We start from the raw sequence: 17,390 nt of genomic DNA, 5'->3' as shown, positions 1-17,390 counted from the left end.
TAAAAATATTTGTATATAATTAATCTATATGCAAAGGTGGGGATGTAATTAATATGAAGTCAATAGGAATTATAGATTTAGGATCAAACTCATTAAAATTATTAATTGCAGAACAGAGACATTCAAATAATATAAATGTACTGTTTGAAAGAAAGCATCAAATACGACTTAGCGATTATTATATTGATGATATACCGAATTTATCGGCGATAGGAATATATAAATTAGTTTTAAGCATACAAAATTTCAACGAAAAGTGTAAATCGTTTAATTGTGATAAAGTAATTGTAGTTGCGACTGAGACACTTAGAAAATGTGCTAATAAAGATATTGTATTAAGTGAAATAAAAAAAGAAACAGGATTAGATGTTAAGATACTTTCAGGTTATGAAGAATCTTACTTAGGTTATATATCGACAATAAATACCTTAAATTATAATAATTATTTTTTAGTGGATATGGGTGGAGCAAGTATAGAAATAGCTTTAGTAAAAAACAAAAAATTTAAAAATTATGCTAGTCTGCCTTTAGGGCCTATTCCTCTTTCTAGTAGATTTAATTTATTTAATAGGATATCTCCTTTTACTAGGAATGAATTTAAAAATTATATATATAGGGAATTTAACAAATACCCATGGTTAAAACAAGGAAAAAACCTGCCAATAGTGACGATTGGAGGTTCTATAAAAAATATAGCTCAGATTCATATCTGTAATAGCGATACTTATATAGAGCCTTGTTTACACAATTTTAAAATGAATTATTCAGAAATATCTTATATAAATAATAGAATTTGTAGTTTAGATTACAATGAAAGAGTAAATATAAAAGGTGTATCAAAAAAACGAGCAGATGTAATATGTGCTAGTTCTAATTTTATGAAATACTTTATGCTTTATACACATAGTAAAAAAGTTATTATAAATAATTATGGAATTAGAGAAGGAATATTTTTTAGTTGTTTAGAAGAATAAACCTAGCTATATAAAATATAGCTAGGTTATTATTTATATTTTTATTTTTCTGGAGATTTTCTTTCTATATTTAATTCTTTATCAAGTTTTCTAAGGATTTTTCTAAATTCATGGTCTCCTTCTTTTTCAAGAACTATATGGTCTCCTACTAAACGTCTAAATTCAGCATCTGATTTTTCAAGATCTTTATCACTTATGTCATCTAACTTTTTAAGTCTTTTATCTATATCTTCTATTAATTTTTTACCATCATCAATCATTTCTTTATTTAATTTATTTACTTTATCGTTGTCAGATGTACCTTCTTTTTCCATATTGTCTATGAAATCTTGAATTTTTGCTTTACTATCTATTAAGGCATCTTTTACTTCTTGTAAGTATTCTTTGTTACCTGGATAATCATGGTCTTTATAGTATTTTTCTGCACTGTCTACATCACCATAAATATAGTAACTTTCTTCTAGTGGAATTATACTAGATTCATAGTTTTTAGTGTAGACATTATAGTAATTTTCATCAACTACTTTATCTGCTACATCTTCTTCTTTGTTTGCAGTATTGTTTGTGTTTGTGTTTTCATTTGTTTTTTTGTTACTACATGCAACTGCGCCTAAAACCATTACTAACGCTAATAATAAAACTAAAAATTTATTTTTCATATTAAGTCCTCCGCTTTAATTAATTTTCTATTTTATTATTTAACGTATTTAGATTATTATACTTTTTTAACAAAAAATTTTAAAATTATTTTTGGTATAAAAATTAAAAAGTATTGTATACGATAATATTTCTTAATTAGATTTTTATATATTTAATATATATGATGTGGATTTTTGGCAATTATAGTACTACAATATTAATATATAATTTTCTAAGTTAGAGATATTTTAATTTCTTTAATTAGAATCGAAAAAATTAAGCTATTTATACCTACCAGAAAAGTTTGTTCTAATCTGAAAGGAAACTAGTGATATAAAACTACTTTATTTAATGATTTAAGATTTCACAACTTTTCTTTTAGTTTAAAGACTATTAGAAAAGTTTTTTAATTTTAAATAAAAGCTTATACTCATAAAAAAATTTACTGCGTTCATGGCGCCAACGACTTTGTCCGTTGCTTAAGTTAAAATGTAGATTTATTATCTTAATTTTTATCGAATAAATATACCTCAAAGAAAATTATAATTTTGCACATAAAAATTTAAACCTTTGAATAACTAACTAAAAAAAGTTGCCAATTAACTTTAATTAATTGACAACTTATTTTTTTGCTATAAGTAAGTTATATATTATTTATTTTATGTTTAAGTCCTTATAATACATATGATTATTCTTTAATTAATTTTTGTTCTACTAAAAAGTCATGTGCTACTTTTTCTGGTGATTGACCTAATTCATCTACTTTATAGTTAAGATTAATCATTGTTTTTTCATCTATTTTTCCTGCTAATTTATTAATTACTTTTTCTACATCTGGATATTTTTCTATTATGTCTTGGTTTACTATTGGCACTGCATAATATGGTGGGAAGTAGCTTTTATCATCTTCTAATACTCTTAATTTGAATTTTTCTAAAAGCCCATCTGTTGAAAAAGCATCTATTACTTGTGCTTTTCCGCTTGTTAAAGCTTGATATCTTAAAGAACCATCCATAGATTTTACAGCTTTAAATTTCATGTTATAAGTTTTTGTAAGACCTGGTAAACCATCTTCTCTATTTTCAAATGCTAATGTTGGCGAAAATACAAATTCATCTGAGTATTTAGTTAAATCAGAATAAGTTTTTATATTGTATTTTTCTGCCACATCTTCTTCCATAGCTAATGTATATGTGTTGTTATATCCTAATGGATCTAATAATTGTAAGTCGTAATTTTTAAGCGCACTTTCTTTTACATGATTGTATACATCGTCAGCAGTTCCCTCTGGTTGTTCTTTCATTATATTTACTAATATTGTTCCTGTATAATCTACACAAACATCTACTTCTTTTTCAACCATAGAATTCCAAAGTACACTTGTTCCAAGGTTCATCTTTCTTTCGATATTATAATCAGTATATTCTTCTAATAAATCTGCATAAATATTTCCAAGTATAAGTTGTTCAGTATAATCTTTAGAACCCACAACTATAGTTTCTTTTTGGGCGAAACTTGAGAAGAAGTATCTACCACAACCTATAAAAATAATTACTAGAGCTGTAGCTACTCCTATAACTTTTCTTCTTCTAGCTTTATATTTAGGGTCTCTATATTCTTTAGGATTTTTAGCATGTCTGCTTCTCTTACTTTTACTTGTACTTATTCCGTCTGGAATTGCAACTACTTCTATTTTAGAGAATACAAAATCAACGCATAAAGCTAATATACACGCAGGTATAGCCCCTGCTAAAATCATAGTATTATTTACAGTTTGTACCCCTGAAAATACTAAATATCCAAGTCCACCAGCTCCGACAAATGCTGATAAAGTCATAAGACCTACCGCAGATACTGCTGATATTCTTACCCCAGCCATAATTATAGGTAGTGCAAGTGGAAGTTGAATTTTAAAAAGTATTTGTCTAGGAGTTAGTCCTATTCCTGTTGCTGATTCTAATATTCCTGAATCAATACCGGTAATACCAGTACTCGTGTTTTTTACTATAGGAAGTAGCGAATAAAGCACTACCATAAATATAGCAGGCGTACTACCTATCCCTAATACAGGTACTAATAGTCCTAGAAATGCCATTGATGGCACTGCTTGTACTATATTGATAAATCCTAATACATATTTTCTAACCGATTTACAATGAGCTATAAATATACCAAGAGGAATACCTATAATTATAGCCAAGACTATGGCTATAATTGTCAATTCAACATGTTGTAATAATAAGCTCAATATCTTTGATTTCTCGCTGACTAAATAATTCATAAAACTAGTCAAGGATACTCACCTCCATTTCCAAGAATTGTTCACTTAAAACAGAAAGTAAACTACTTCTTGTTATCAAACCTACCAACTGTCTATCCTTTGAAACTACGGGTATATGACCTACATTCTCTTTATTCATAATATTGAGGATTTCAATTAAATTGCAATCATCGTAAATAAATAAAGGATTTTTATTCATTACTTTATATATATAATAATCTTGAATTCCGTTTTGTCTTAATTCTTTTACTGTCAAAATTCCAACTAATAAATTATTTTTATCAGTTACTAATATACTATCGACTTTGTTTGTTCTCATTATTTCCATAACTTGTATAACAGTTCTAGTCTCAATTGCTTTTACAGGATTTTTTATCATTATGTCTTTAGCTTTTATATATTCTGGAGCACTCCACAATCTATCACTTCCAATAAAGTCTTTTACAAAGTTATTTACTGGATGTTTTAATAAATTTTCTGCTGTATCATATTGCTGTATTTTTCCACCTTGCATAATACAGATTTTATCAGCTAATTTTAAGGCTTCATCCATATCATGAGTTACAAATATAATCGTCTTTTTAAGTTCTTGTTGCAGTTCATAAAGCCACTCTTGAAGTTGTGTTCTTGTGATTGGGTCTAATGCACTAAAAGGTTCATCCATCAAAATTATATCTGCATCTGTTGCAATCGCTCTTATAACACCTATTCTTTGTTGCTGACCACCACTCAATTCACTAGGGTATTTATATAGAAATTCATCTGGGTCAAGTCCTACCATTTTTATAAGTCTTTCTGTATTGTCACTTATTTCTTGTTCAGTTTTTTCGCCCTTTAATTTTGGAATTAATTCGATATTTTCTTTTATAGTGAGATGAGGAAATAGGCCTATATTTTGGATTACATAACCTATATTTCTTCTTAATTTGATTGGATCTTCTTTTGATATCGCTTTCCCATCTATGTATATTTCACCACTTGTAGGCTCAATAAGTTTATTTATTAGTTTTAATGTGGTGGTTTTACCACACCCACTGGGCCCTATTAAAACTACAAAACTTCCACTTTCAATAGTTAGGGATATATTATCAAGTATAACTTTTTCACCTGCAGTTTTCACAATATTCTTAATTTCAATCATATTTTCGCCCCCCCTTTTACAACTTATATATACAATATAAGTTGTTATTAATATAATGATATCATATTATCAGTTTTCTAACAATTACACTTTTGTAACTTTTTGTGTATCACTTTTTATCTTTTTCTTTATATAAAATATAATAATACAGAATTATTACATGAACATCAATAATTAAAAAATATTTCCATTAAGTTTTATTTTAAAATTAGTTATAAAAATACCCTATACAGTTAGACAACTTTATGTCTTTGTATAAGGTATTTATTTATAAATTATATTTTAGTCTACTGCAATATTTAGCCCTGATAACCTCTCTGATGGTTGAATTATGACAAGTTGTCCTGGCTCATTAAATTGCAGGTGATATGATTCACCTGATGCTTGACCTATTAAGTTTTTCCATGACAATTGTGCAACCTTAGCTTCTGGCTTTCTTCCTGTCCATGCTACTATTGCATCTGGATCTACACAACAAGGTGCTTCAATTATAAGAGGGTTTCCATCTGTTATAATCGCTACATCTTGTACTGAATTTGTATTATTTTTTAAATGGGTAGAAAATAATCCTCTTTGAGATATTACTCCAGAACCTACAAATGTTGTAGAGTATGTAAGCTCTTCTGTAAATGCTAATAGATTTTCACTTTCTACATTTATTGAATCCCCTGGCTCTAAATGAACAACATCTACATGATATGCATTTTCTGCTAAGTAAACTTCGCCTTGTCCTTCAACAGACATTATAGGCATATTTTCACCTGTTATTCTTCTTTGTAGATGTCCAAATAAAGCCCCTCCTAGACCGCCTCCATTATTAGGACCTAGTAATAGTTTTTCAAATCTAAAATCGCCCTTAAAAGCGACCATAGCGCCTTTTTTAGCATAGAATCTTCCACTACCTTTAGCTATACACATTAGCTCATTAGTTACATCGAATTTAATCATAAAATTCCCCCTGATTTGTTGATAAATTGATTAACATCATTTATTTATCTTCTTTATTATCTTCGAAATTTTCTATTTCTTCCATTAATGTTTGTACTAATTTATCTCCGGCAACTTTTTTAACTATTTCACCTTTTTTAAATAGTATTCCTTGGCCATTTCCTCCGGCTATACCAATATCAGCCTCTCTAGCCTCTCCTGGACCATTTACGACACATCCCATGATAGCAACTGTCATATTTTTATTTAAATCTTGTATTTTTTCTTCCACTTCGTTTGCAATTTCTATTAAATTTATATTGCATCTACCACAAGTCGGGCAAGATACTATTTTTATTTTGTCGTTTAATAAATTTAAACTTCTTAGTATGTCTTTTCCTACTTTAACTTCTTCTACAGGGTCTCCTGTAAGTGATATTCTCATAGTATCCCCTATTCCTTTTAGAAGTAGAGAACCTATCCCTATTGAAGATTTAATTGTTCCAGCTCTAACTCCTCCAGCTTCTGTTATACCTATATGAAGTGGATAGTCCACCTTTTGGCTCATAAGCTCATATGCTTCTACAGCTGTGTATATGTTTGAAGATTTTAATGATATAACTATATTATGAAAATCTAAATCTTCAAGTATTTTTATATGCCCCATAGCACTTTCAACTAATGCTTCTGGTGTTGGAGAGCCGTATTTTTTAAGAAGTTCTTTTTCAAGTGAACCTCCATTTACACCTATTCTTATTTTTAAATCTCTTTCCTTACATTTTTCAACTACAGCTCTTACTCTTTCTATGCTTCCGATATTTCCTGGGTTTATTCTTATCCCATCTATACCTTGTTCAATAGCTTCTAGGGCTAATCTATAGTCAAAATGTATATCTGCAATTATAGGTATATTTACCTGCTCTTTTATTTTTGATATGCATTTTGCTGCATCCATATCTACAACAGCAACCCTAACTATATCGCATCCAGCTTCTTCAAGCCTTTTTATTTGTGCTACTGTCTTTTCAACATCTCTTGTATCTGTATTAGTCATAGATTGAACAGAAATTGGATTATTTCCTCCAATTTTCACATCCCCAACTCTGACTTCTCTAGTAATTTTTCTTTTGTAACTCATAGTTCACCTTCTATTTTGATTAGAATAATTGTAATCACATATAATTAGAATAATCTTAAAATATCTTTATATGTTATAAATAGCATAAATGCCATCAGTACACTCATACCTACTATATTTATCATAGCTTCTTTACTTGGGTCTAGTTTTTTACCACCTCTTAAAGCTTCTATTAATAATAAAAGTAGTCTACCACCATCTAAGGCAGGGAATGGAACTAAGTTCATAATTCCTAAGTTTAAACTTATTACTGCACCTAGATATAATAAATTAGTTATACCCATTTTAGCTGCATCTGAAACCATACCTATTACTCCAACTGGTCCAGCGACAGAATTTGATATTCCTCCTGCAACTCTACCTGTAACTAATTGTCCTAAGAACTCAACCATTTGAACAGTTATGTCCCATGTTGTAGTCAAGGCAGTTATAAATGATTTAATTATATTTTTTGTTCTATCAAAAGTTATACCGATTATATATGTTTTAGTATCTTTATTGTATGTAGGATTAATATCGAATTTAATTTCTTTATTGTCTCTTTCTACTACTATACTTATTTTTTCACCTTTAGAAGATGATATTATATTTGTTATATCTGTAGATGAGTTTACAGTTTGACCATTTACAGATTTGATTTCATCTCCTACTTTTATTCCTACTTCTTGGGCAGGAGCATTATCTACTAATGTCCCTACTTTTGTTGTAGGAATACCTATCATTAAAAATAAGGCTACTAAAAAACCTATACAACCTAAGAAGTTAAAAAATGGTCCTGCAAATATTATACTTGCTCTTTGTAAGATTGTTTTTTCTGCAAAAGAACCTTCATTTACTGTATCTTCATCAGAATGTCCATCTTTATCTTCTATGTCTTCGTTGTCTATTATTAAAGTCTTACCTGAATTTTCTTCATCTTCTTCAGATCTATCGAAACCGTCTTCTTCACCTTCCATGCTTACATAACCACCGATTGGTAAAACCCTAAGTGAATACTCAGTTCCGTTTTTTTCTTTACTATAGATTTTAGGTCCCATCCCGATTGAAAACTCATGGACAGTTACACCATTTTTCTTTGCTAATAAAAAATGTCCAAATTCATGTATTAGGATGATTATCCCAAATAATAATAATGCAATTACTATTGTCATATATTCACCTTCCTATTTTAGTAAATCATTTATATAACTTCTAGTCCATCTATCAACTTCTAAGATATCATCTAACTTTGGATTTAATATACTATTATGAGCATCTAAAGATTTTTCTATATAATAAGGTATATCATAAAATCCAATTTGGTCTTTTAGAAACTTCTCAACAAGCACTTCATTAGAAGCATTTAATACTGTTAAATATGTTTTTCCCTCTTTTAAAGCATCATATGCTAATTTTAAACATGGGAATGTATTCATATCTGGTTCTTCAAATATAAGAGTACTTAGTTTTTTGAAATCGATTCTTTCAAAATTACTATGTATTCTATCTGGGTATGTAAGCGCATATTCAATAGCAAGTCTCATATCTGGCATAGATAACTGAGCTATCACAGATGTATCTATATATTCAACCATAGAATGTATTATACTTTGTGGATGCACAACTACATCTATATCCTTATGATCTACATCAAATAACCATTTTGCTTCGATTACCTCAAGCCCTTTATTCATTAAAGTAGAAGAATCTATGCTTATTTTTTGACCCATGCTCCAATTAGGATGTTTTAATGCTTCGTTTTTTGTAACATGTAGTAAATCTTCTTTTTTCTTTCCTCTAAATGGACCTCCAGAAGCTGTTAATATAAGTTTATTTACTTGTTTTTTATTTTCTCCATTTAAACATTGGAATATAGCCGAATGTTCACTGTCTACAGGTAGTATTTTTACTCCATTTTCCTCAGCAGCCTTCATAACTATTTCCCCAGCTGTTACAAGTGTTTCCTTGTTTGCTAAAGCTATATCCTTTTTATGTTCTATTGCTTTCATAGTCGGTATAAGACCAATCATACCAACTAATGCTGTCAATACTATATCTACTTCATCTAGTGTAGATATTTTTTCAAGACCGTCTATAGAATCTAGTATTTCTATTTCTATGTCTTTTGGTATCATAGTTTTTAATTTTTCTGCACTTTCTCTTTCATATAGTACAGCATATTTTGGTTTAAATTCTAAAATTTGTTCTAATATTAAATCTACACTTCTATTTGCAGATATAGCTACTACTTCAAATTTATCTCTATTTTGTCTAATTACATCTAACGTCTGTGTTCCTATAGATCCAGTCGAACCTAGTAATGTAATCTTTTTCATATTCATTCACCTCATTCCCTTATAATAAACAATTAATTATACAAATGTATTATATCATTATTTTATTTTGAATATATTAAATTTTTATTATAATATTATTGCTATAATTTAATATGTTCAGTCTAAAAAAAATTATAATACTTTGTTTAAAAAGCAACAATATATTTGTATTTTAAATCTGTATAATTTAATTATTTTAAATCATTTTTCCCTATACGAGATAAAAGCTGCCTCAAAAAGTTTGAGCCAGCTTTTATTTAATAAAAAGTATTATGGCACTATAAACAAATGGTGCAACAAGGATTACACTATCAAATCTATCTAATATTCCACCATGTCCTGGTATTAAATTACCATAATCTTTTATTCCTACATATCTTTTTATTGAAGATGCAAATAAATCCCCAATTTGTGCGATTATACTTCCTATACTCCCAATTACTATCATCATTACTATATCTAATTTAAATATGTATCCAAATATCAAGCAACATATTGTACTTCCAAGTATACCCCCTATACTACCTTCTATAGTCTTTTTAGGGCTCACTTCTGGTATTAATTTGTGTTTACCGAATAAATATCCAGCAAAATACGCAAAAGTATCTGTCATAAATGCTATTATAAATATCAGCCAAACTAATTTTTTACCATCTACAAAACCATCCATAGTTAGTACTATAAAGTCTATAAGAACTCCAACATAAAAAATGCCGAAAAATGTTACTACTATATCCATAATATTTCTTTTACATTGTAACATAGGTATAATAGAACATATAAATAAAATAAACATCACTATATAAGTGTAGTTCATTCTTAAACCGAAACAGTTTTTTATAAATAAGTAAAATGCAAATATATATCCTAAGCTAAATATTGGATTAATTTGTTTAACTTTAAAGGCTTTATAAAATTCATTAATCGCTATTGAAATAATTATAAATTCGCCTATATATAGAGGTAATCCACCGAAAATAACTAATAGTAATAATGGAACTAAGGCTAGCCCTGCTAAAATTCTGGTTTTCATAAAGACACTCCTTATTTAAGTCCCCCAAATCTCCTATCTCTGTTTTGATATGCATATATAGCTCTTTGAAGCTCTTTTTCATCAAAATCAGGCCAATATACATCAGTAAAATACAACTCAGCATAAGCTAGTTCCCAAAGCAAGAAATTGCTCAATCTTTGTTCCCCACTTGTTCTTATAACTAAATCTGGGTCTGGAAGCGACTTAGTACTTAGATAATTTTTTATAGTTTCTTCTGTTATACTTTCAGAATCTAACGTATGATTTTCAATATCTCTAGAAATTTGTTTAACTGCCTCTGTGATATCATATCGACCACCATAATTTAAAGCTAAGTTTAAATTTGGTCCATCGTTATCTTTTGTCAATTCCATAGCTCTTTTTAGCTCGTCTAAGCACGACTTTGGTAATTTTTCTATATCTCCAATAGCTGTTAATTTTACATTATTTATATTTAATTCTTCTACTTCTTTTTTCAAATAACTTTGTAATAATGTCATTAGAGTTTCTACTTCTAGTGCTGGTCTTTTCCAGTTTTCTGTAGAAAAAGTATATAATGTAACATGTTTTATACCTAATCTTTTACATTCTGTTATAACTTTTCTAACTGTTTCAACACCTGCTTTATGTCCAGCTGTTCTAGGTAAAAATCTTTTCTTTGCCCATCTTCCATTACCGTCCATTATGATTGCAATGTGTTTAGGCAAGTTATTTATATCTATATCAAAAAACATATTGTCCATATTTTCTCTCCAATACAATTTCTGACTCCTATAATAAGGAGTCAGAAAAATAAGTTACAATTAATTCTATACTATTTTCCTTTTGAGAAATTTTTATAACTCTAGGAATTATAAGTTTCTCTTTGTCTTTTCTTCCTCGGATCTCTGTAATAGTATATTCAATATTTTCATTGTCAAAAAATGTTTTTACCTCATCTAGATGAAGTCCTAATAGTCTATTGTATTCTTTCAAGATTATACCGCCATTATATCTTTTTCTTTTGCAGCTAATAATACATCTATTTCTTTAGTATATTTATCAGTTAATTTTTGAACGTCGTCTTGACCTCTTTTTAATTCGTCTTCAGTTATTTCGCCGTCTTTTTGCATTTTTTTAAGTTTATCGTTAGCGTCTCTTCTTTCGTTTCTTATTCTAACTTTGAATTCTTCAGAAGCTTTTTTAGCTTGTTTAGTTAACTCTATTCTTCTTTCTTCTGTTAAAGCTGGTATGTTTAATCTTATAACATCACCATCGTTAGTTGGGTTAAGACCTAAATCAGAGTTCATTATTGCTTTTTCTATGTCTTTCATTGCACTTTTGTCCCATGGGTTTATAAGAAGAGTTCTTGGTTCAGGAACAGATATAGAACCTACTTGGTTTATTGGTGTTGGTGTTCCATAGTAATCCACTCTTATTTTATCTAACATTTGTGCATTTGCTCTACCTGCTCTTATTGTTGAAAATTCAAATTTAAGAGCTTCGATAGTCTTGTCCATTTGTGCTTGTAATTTTTTTTGTAATTCTTTCATATTACTTCCTCCTAATTTTTATTAAATTATTCTACAGTTGTCCCTATATTTTCTCCATATACTGCTCTTAATATATTCTCCGTAGTAAGCTTAAATACCTTTATTGGAATGTTATTATCCATACATAAAGATGTGGCTGTTGAGTCCATAACTTTAAGCTCTCTTTGTATAACATCAAGATAAGTTAATTGATCAAATTTTACTGCATCTGCATGTACTTTTGGATCTTTGTCATATACACCATCTACGTTTTTAGCTAGTAATATAACTTCTGATTCCATTTCTGCCGCTCTTAATGCCGCTGCTGTAGGGCTGCGGTCGTATCTGTTGAGAAGTATGGATTTCCAGTTCCTGCGCCAAATATTACAACTCTTTCCTTTTCTAAATGTCTTACAGCTTTTCTTCTGATATAAGGCTCTGCTATTTGTCTCATTTCTATAGCTGTTTGAACTCTAGTTGCTACGTCCATATTTTCTAGAGCATCTTGTAAAGCCATAGCATTCATAACTGTAGCTAGCATTCCTATGTAGTCTGCTGTTGTTCTGTCCATTCCTTCAGAAGTTCTACCTCTCCAGAAGTTTCCTCCTCCAACAACTACTGCTACTTCTACACCTATTTCTCTTATTTTTTTGATAGCTACCGCGATTTCGTTAACAACTTCGTTGTTTATTCCAATACCTCTATCTCCAGCTAAAGCTTCCCCACTTAGTTTTAATAATACTCTTTTGTATTTTGGTTTATCCATAGAAATCCTCCTAAACGTATATTTTACTAATTAAAATTTAAAGTTTTGGTACTTACAAAAAAGAGAACACGTAAGTGTTCTCTTTTGGTCGTCGATTATTTAAGTTGCTTAGCAACTTCTTCTGCAAAGTTTTCTTCTTTCTTTTCTATACCTTCGCCAACTTCGAATCTTACAACTCTACCAACTTTTATGTCACTACCAACATTTTTAGCTACATCAGCAACTAATTTTTTGATTGTGAAATCAGAATCTTTAACGAATGTTTGTTCTAATAAGCAAACTTCTTTTAATTCTTTTTCTAATCTACCTTTTATCATTTTTTCTACTATGTTAGCAGGTTTTCCTTCGTTTAATGCTTGTGCAGTTAAAACTTCTGTTTCATGAGCTAAGTATTCAGCATCAACGTCGTCTCTTGAAACGTATTTAGGATTCATAGCAGCAACTTGCATAGCTATATCTTTTCCTAATGCTAATACTCTTTCATCTCTAGCGTCAGTTAATAATTCAACTAAAACACCTATTTTACCAGCACCATGTATGTATCCTGATACTTGACCTTCTGAAGTTATAGTTTCGAATCTTCTGAAGTCTAATTTTTCTCCTATTGTAGCTATTCTGTCGTTTAATACGTCTTTTAAAGCTTTACCTTCTGCATGATTTTCTTCTAATAAAGCTTCTATGTCTGTAGCAGTAGTGTTTAATGCCATTTCAGCAGCATCAGCTACGAAAGTTTTGAAATCTTCGTTTTTAGCAACAAAGTCAGTTTCTGAGTTTACTTCTACTACTGTTGCTTTAGTGTTATCGTCGCTTATTTTTATAGCAACTAAACCTTCAGCAGCTACTCTATCAGCTTTTTTAGCAGCTTTAGATAAACCTTTTTCTCTTAATATATCAACAGCTTTGTCCATGTTTCCATCAGCTTCTACTAATGCTTTTTTACAGTCAAGCATTCCAGCTCCAGTGCTGTCTCTTAATTCTTTAACCATTTTAGCAGTTACGTTAGCCATAATTAAATTCCTCCTGTTATCTTAAAAATGGCAAGGAGAAACCTTACCATTAATTTTTTTTAATTATTGAGAAATTGTATTAAAAAATACAATTTCTCGTATCAAAGTTAATTAATATTCTATAAAAGATTATTCTTGTACTTCTTCTGCTTCTTCAACAACTTCTTCTTCTGCACCTTGTCTACCTTCTATTATTGCAGTAGCCATAGCACCAGTTATTAATTTTACAGCTCTTATAGCATCATCATTTCCTGGTATAGCATAATCTAATTCATCTGGGTCGCAGTTAGTGTCAACTATACCAACAACTGGTATACCTAATCTAGCAGCTTCTTGTATAGCTATATTTTCTTTTCTTGGGTCAACTACGAATATAGCACCTGGTAATTCAGGCATTTCTTTTATACCGTTTAAGTTCTTTTCTAATTTTTCTTTTAAAGCTTTTAATTTTATAACTTCTTTTTTAGGAAGAACTTCGAATACACCTTCTTCTTCCATTCTTTCTAATTCTCTTAATTTTTTGATTCTAGTTTGGATAGTTTTGTAGTTAGTTAACATACCACCTAACCATCTTTCGTTTACGTAGAACATTCCACATCTTTCAGCTTCTTCTTTTATAGCTTCTTGAGCTTGTTTTTTAGTTCCTACGAATAAAACTGGTTTACCAGTTTCAGCTACTTCTTTCATGAAGTTGTAAGCTTCTTCAACTTTTTTAACTGTTTTTTGTAAATCTATTATATAGATTCCGTTTCTTTCAGTGAAGATGTATTTAGCCATTTTAGGATTCCATCTTCTTGTTTGATGTCCGAAGTGAACACCAGCTTCTAATAATTGTTTCATTGATATTACTGCCATTTTTACCTCCTGGTTTTATACCTCCGAAATGTTCAACTCCCTAATCGACCATTACTGGCACCTTTTAAGGATCCCATTTTCGTGTGTAATAATTTTGTTTTTTATTTTTTTACCTTCTGTAGTATATCATAAGAAAAAATAAATTTCAATAACTTTAATTTAATATATTTTTATTAATTTATTTCATATTATTTTTTTTATAGAAACCTTTATTTTACTATTATTAAAATACTTTTTTTATCTTATTTTATACTTAAAATTAAAAACCATGCTCTCTTAGAAATATTTTCATTTTATTTTTAAATGTTATTTCTTCTAAGTTATTTTCGCTAATTATATCTAATCTTCCAAGTTCTATTCCATCTGAATTATAGTATTTTATAACTCCCAATGAATCACCCTTTTTAATTGGATAATTTATTTCCTTTAATGTAACTTCACTTTTTATATTTTCATTTTGCTTACAAGTTATATATAGATTGTCTTGAGCTTTTAAGCACACTTCCATTTCTGGTATTCCATATATATATTTTTTGCCTATTAGTTGATCTTTTTGAATTATGTTTTTTGTAGCAAAATTTTCTTTGCCATATTTTAAAAGCGACATAGACGCTTGCATTCTTTTATTTTTATGGTTTGTACCTAAAACAACACCTATAAGTCTATTATCACAATCGCTTTTATTATTTCCTTTATATGTTTTCATTGAAAAGCACAGACAATATCCTGCATTTCCAGTATAGCCTGTTTTTACTCCATCAACATCAGGGATTAATTGAAGTAATACATTTGTATTGTTTTTACAAAAGCCCCTTTCTGGATAAGAGTATATTTCTTTATCTGTTATAGATGTTACTTCTTTTTCATAATTATCGAACATATACTTAGCGAGTATAGATATATCTCTTGGTGTAGATATATTTTCCATAGGAGGTTTTGAAGGCTCTTTTAAATTATAAACTGGTAGACCGTTTGGATTTATAAATTTTGTATTTTTCATTCCAAGCTCTTTAGTCTTTTTATTCATAATTTTTACAAAGTCATCTACGCTGCCACCTATATGTTTTGCGATTGCTATTGCTGCATCATTTCCCGATACAATCATAAGTCCATTCATAAGTTCTATAAGAGGTACTTTCTCGCCTACTTTTAATTTATAAGATGAACCTTTTACTTTAGCTATCTCTGCATCTATTTCTATGATGTCATTTTCTTTTACTTTGCCTTCTTTTATAGACTCTATCGCTATTAAAAATGTCATCATCTTACTTAAACTGGCTAAAGGCATTTTTTTATCAGGATTTTTTTCATATAGTGTTCTATTTGTCAATTGATCTATTAATATAGATCCTTTTGAATACCTATCAATATTGTCATAAGCTAGACAAGTATTAAAGGTAAAAATATTTAGGAGTATAGATATCAATAATATTTTTGAAACAAATTTTTTCAAGTCTTTCACCTTCCAAGTTAATAATAAATACTTTATTATTTTTCACAAGGTATGATTTTTTAAGCTAGTAATTATTTACTTACCTTCATTTATTTATCTCAGAGTATTATTAATTTATCTAAACATCCTTTTTATTATTAGTGCAGCCCATGTGCTTTGTATTGTAATACCAATAAAAACTTCAAGACATACTAGAATTTTGCCTATTATGCCATTTATCGTCATATCTCCAAAGCCTACTGTTGAGAATGTTATAACCGAAAAATACCAAAACTCAATATACATCTTAAAGATTTCAAATATAGAGTTTATATTTTTAATATTAAATTTTATTATGTCTCCAGATGTAGTTGTAACCCCTATTAACATGTATATAAACGCAAAAATACTTATTATTGATATAATGTATAAAAAAAATTTACTTAGGTGCTCACCATATCCCATCAGTTCTCTAGCGATATAGTTTAGTATTTTAGATAGTAAGTACTCACCATAGTTTAAAAAATCACTTCTATTTATAGTGTTGTATTTTCTTTCATAATAAGTATAGTAACCTATATTTTTATCATCATGTATTTTTTCAGCTTGTATCTCAGCTATAGTATAGTTTACCTTGCCTATATAGTTGTAGTTTGGAGTATAGTGGCAGTCTTTTAATGTAAATTTAGTTTCTTTTGAAAATGTAATTCCATCTAGTCGAGGTAAATTTATATTTCCAATCAATTCAAAACTCTGGCAGTTTATATTTGTATTTTTAAATATTTTGTTATTTATTATTTTTTCTACAAAATAGTTACTGTTCATAACTAAGTTTGCATTTATAGTAGAATCAAAAAATAATATATCGCCTAAAAACTTGCAATTTAAAAATTCTATTTTCCCATTAAAAATAAAATTAGAGAAATCTGCCTTTTTATAAAAAATACAATTTTCAAATTGTAAATAAGTATACTCATATGTTAAGATTTCTTTTATATCAAAATCCTCTTCGAAATGAAACCTTATAAAATCTGTTATCTTTTTCTTTTTAATATAATGTTTAAATAGTATCTTTTCCCTTTTAGTTTTATTGTTTTTATGTAAAATAGATATATGTTCAGATTTTACATGTTCATTATATTCTTTATCATTTTTCGCTTTGTATTTCATATAAGATTAAATTTGGGCAATTATCCTTTCATTGTGATTATTTACAAAAAACTTAAATTTAAACATATTATTATGTCAATAAAGAAATCTTTATTTATAGATTTTAAGATTTAGATTTCATTCAATTCATTTTAATAAATTATATTTATGATAGATTGTCAATATAAGTGCAACATTTTATGTTTATGTTGCAGCGAAGAC

Annotated in this window: 16 protein-coding genes and 1 pseudogene; 1 reads left to right on the top strand and 16 read right to left on the bottom strand. The window is 28.7% G+C overall.

The features are described 5' to 3' along the window. Positions 1–53: 53 nt before the first annotated feature. Positions 54–974 carry a hypothetical protein gene (locus RDX53_RS06035; protein WP_295675122.1) on the top strand — a complete coding sequence of 307 codons (921 nt, stop codon included), beginning with the start codon at positions 54–56 and terminating at the stop codon, positions 972–974. Positions 975–1,015: 41 nt separating this feature from the next. Here the strand turns inward: RDX53_RS06035 and RDX53_RS06030 are convergent, their stop codons facing one another. From RDX53_RS06030 to RDX53_RS05955, 16 genes and pseudogenes are all read right to left on the bottom strand, one after another. Continuing rightward, positions 1,016–1,633 carry a hypothetical protein gene (locus RDX53_RS06030; RefSeq protein ID WP_307993846.1) on the bottom strand — a complete coding sequence of 206 codons (618 nt, stop codon included), beginning with the start codon at positions 1,631–1,633 and terminating at the stop codon, positions 1,016–1,018. A 668-nt stretch (positions 1,634–2,301) separates the two neighbouring features. Continuing rightward, positions 2,302–3,906, bottom strand: a complete 1,605-nt coding sequence (locus RDX53_RS06025) for a glycine betaine ABC transporter substrate-binding protein (protein ID WP_295761176.1) — start codon at positions 3,904–3,906, stop codon at positions 2,302–2,304. Beyond that, positions 3,899–5,035 (bottom strand): ABC transporter ATP-binding protein, encoded by a 1,137-nt coding sequence (locus RDX53_RS06020; protein WP_195930342.1) that lies wholly within the window; start codon positions 5,033–5,035, stop codon positions 3,899–3,901. The genes RDX53_RS06025 and RDX53_RS06020 overlap by 8 nt, the downstream gene beginning before the upstream one ends. 282 nt (positions 5,036–5,317) lie before the next feature. Further along, the gene (locus RDX53_RS06015) at positions 5,318–5,983 is read right to left on the bottom strand and encodes an AIM24 family protein (RefSeq protein ID WP_295573874.1); all 666 of its coding nucleotides are present in this window, start codon (positions 5,981–5,983) and stop codon (positions 5,318–5,320) included. 40 nt (positions 5,984–6,023) lie between these two features. Then, positions 6,024–7,100 carry a flavodoxin-dependent (E)-4-hydroxy-3-methylbut-2-enyl-diphosphate synthase gene (ispG, locus tag RDX53_RS06010; RefSeq protein WP_195930340.1) on the bottom strand — a complete coding sequence of 359 codons (1,077 nt, stop codon included), beginning with the start codon at positions 7,098–7,100 and terminating at the stop codon, positions 6,024–6,026. A 44-nt stretch (positions 7,101–7,144) separates the two neighbouring features. Then, positions 7,145–8,251, bottom strand: a complete 1,107-nt coding sequence (gene rseP / locus RDX53_RS06005) for an RIP metalloprotease RseP (protein ID WP_295675127.1) — start codon at positions 8,249–8,251, stop codon at positions 7,145–7,147. Positions 8,252–8,263: 12 nt separating this feature from the next. Continuing rightward, positions 8,264–9,415 carry a 1-deoxy-D-xylulose-5-phosphate reductoisomerase gene (locus RDX53_RS06000; RefSeq protein WP_307993845.1) on the bottom strand — a complete coding sequence of 384 codons (1,152 nt, stop codon included), beginning with the start codon at positions 9,413–9,415 and terminating at the stop codon, positions 8,264–8,266. A 253-nt stretch (positions 9,416–9,668) separates the two neighbouring features. Continuing rightward, the gene (locus tag RDX53_RS05995; protein WP_307993844.1) at positions 9,669–10,448 is read right to left on the bottom strand and encodes a phosphatidate cytidylyltransferase; all 780 of its coding nucleotides are present in this window, start codon (positions 10,446–10,448) and stop codon (positions 9,669–9,671) included. 11 nt (positions 10,449–10,459) lie between these two features. After that, on the bottom strand, positions 10,460–11,191 hold the full coding sequence (locus tag RDX53_RS05990; RefSeq protein WP_195930336.1) for an isoprenyl transferase: 732 nt from the start codon (positions 11,189–11,191) through the stop codon (positions 10,460–10,462). Positions 11,192–11,219: 28 nt separating this feature from the next. Continuing rightward, positions 11,220–11,423 (bottom strand): hypothetical protein, encoded by a 204-nt coding sequence (locus tag RDX53_RS05985; RefSeq protein ID WP_295777975.1) that lies wholly within the window; start codon positions 11,421–11,423, stop codon positions 11,220–11,222. A 2-nt stretch (positions 11,424–11,425) separates the two neighbouring features. Further along, entirely contained in the window at positions 11,426–11,980 is a 555-nt protein-coding gene (frr, locus tag RDX53_RS05980) for a ribosome recycling factor (RefSeq protein ID WP_195930334.1), read from the bottom strand. Positions 11,981–12,006: 26 nt separating this feature from the next. Next, positions 12,007–12,725, bottom strand: a pseudogene (pyrH, locus tag RDX53_RS14110) (UMP kinase). 95 nt (positions 12,726–12,820) lie between these two features. Beyond that, positions 12,821–13,732, bottom strand: coding sequence for a translation elongation factor Ts (gene tsf / locus RDX53_RS05970; RefSeq protein ID WP_195930330.1), 912 nt, complete (start codon positions 13,730–13,732; stop codon positions 12,821–12,823). A gap of 129 nt (positions 13,733–13,861) precedes the next feature. Then, entirely contained in the window at positions 13,862–14,587 is a 726-nt protein-coding gene (gene rpsB, locus RDX53_RS05965) for a 30S ribosomal protein S2 (RefSeq protein ID WP_195930328.1), read from the bottom strand. Positions 14,588–14,846: 259 nt separating this feature from the next. Further along, positions 14,847–16,049 carry a D-alanyl-D-alanine carboxypeptidase family protein gene (locus RDX53_RS05960; RefSeq protein ID WP_307993843.1) on the bottom strand — a complete coding sequence of 401 codons (1,203 nt, stop codon included), beginning with the start codon at positions 16,047–16,049 and terminating at the stop codon, positions 14,847–14,849. Positions 16,050–16,154: 105 nt separating this feature from the next. Beyond that, positions 16,155–17,189: a potassium channel family protein gene (locus tag RDX53_RS05955; RefSeq protein WP_295779261.1), complete on the bottom strand. Its 1,035-nt coding sequence runs from the start codon at positions 17,187–17,189 to the stop codon at positions 16,155–16,157. Between the last annotated feature and the right edge of the window lie 201 nt (positions 17,190–17,390).

Source organism: uncultured Intestinibacter sp. (genome assembly GCF_902468165.1).
GTDB lineage: Bacteria > Bacillota > Clostridia > Peptostreptococcales > Peptostreptococcaceae > Intestinibacter.
The sequence above is the reverse complement of the archived record's forward strand: the minus strand, read 5'-3'. Positions and strand labels throughout refer to the sequence as shown.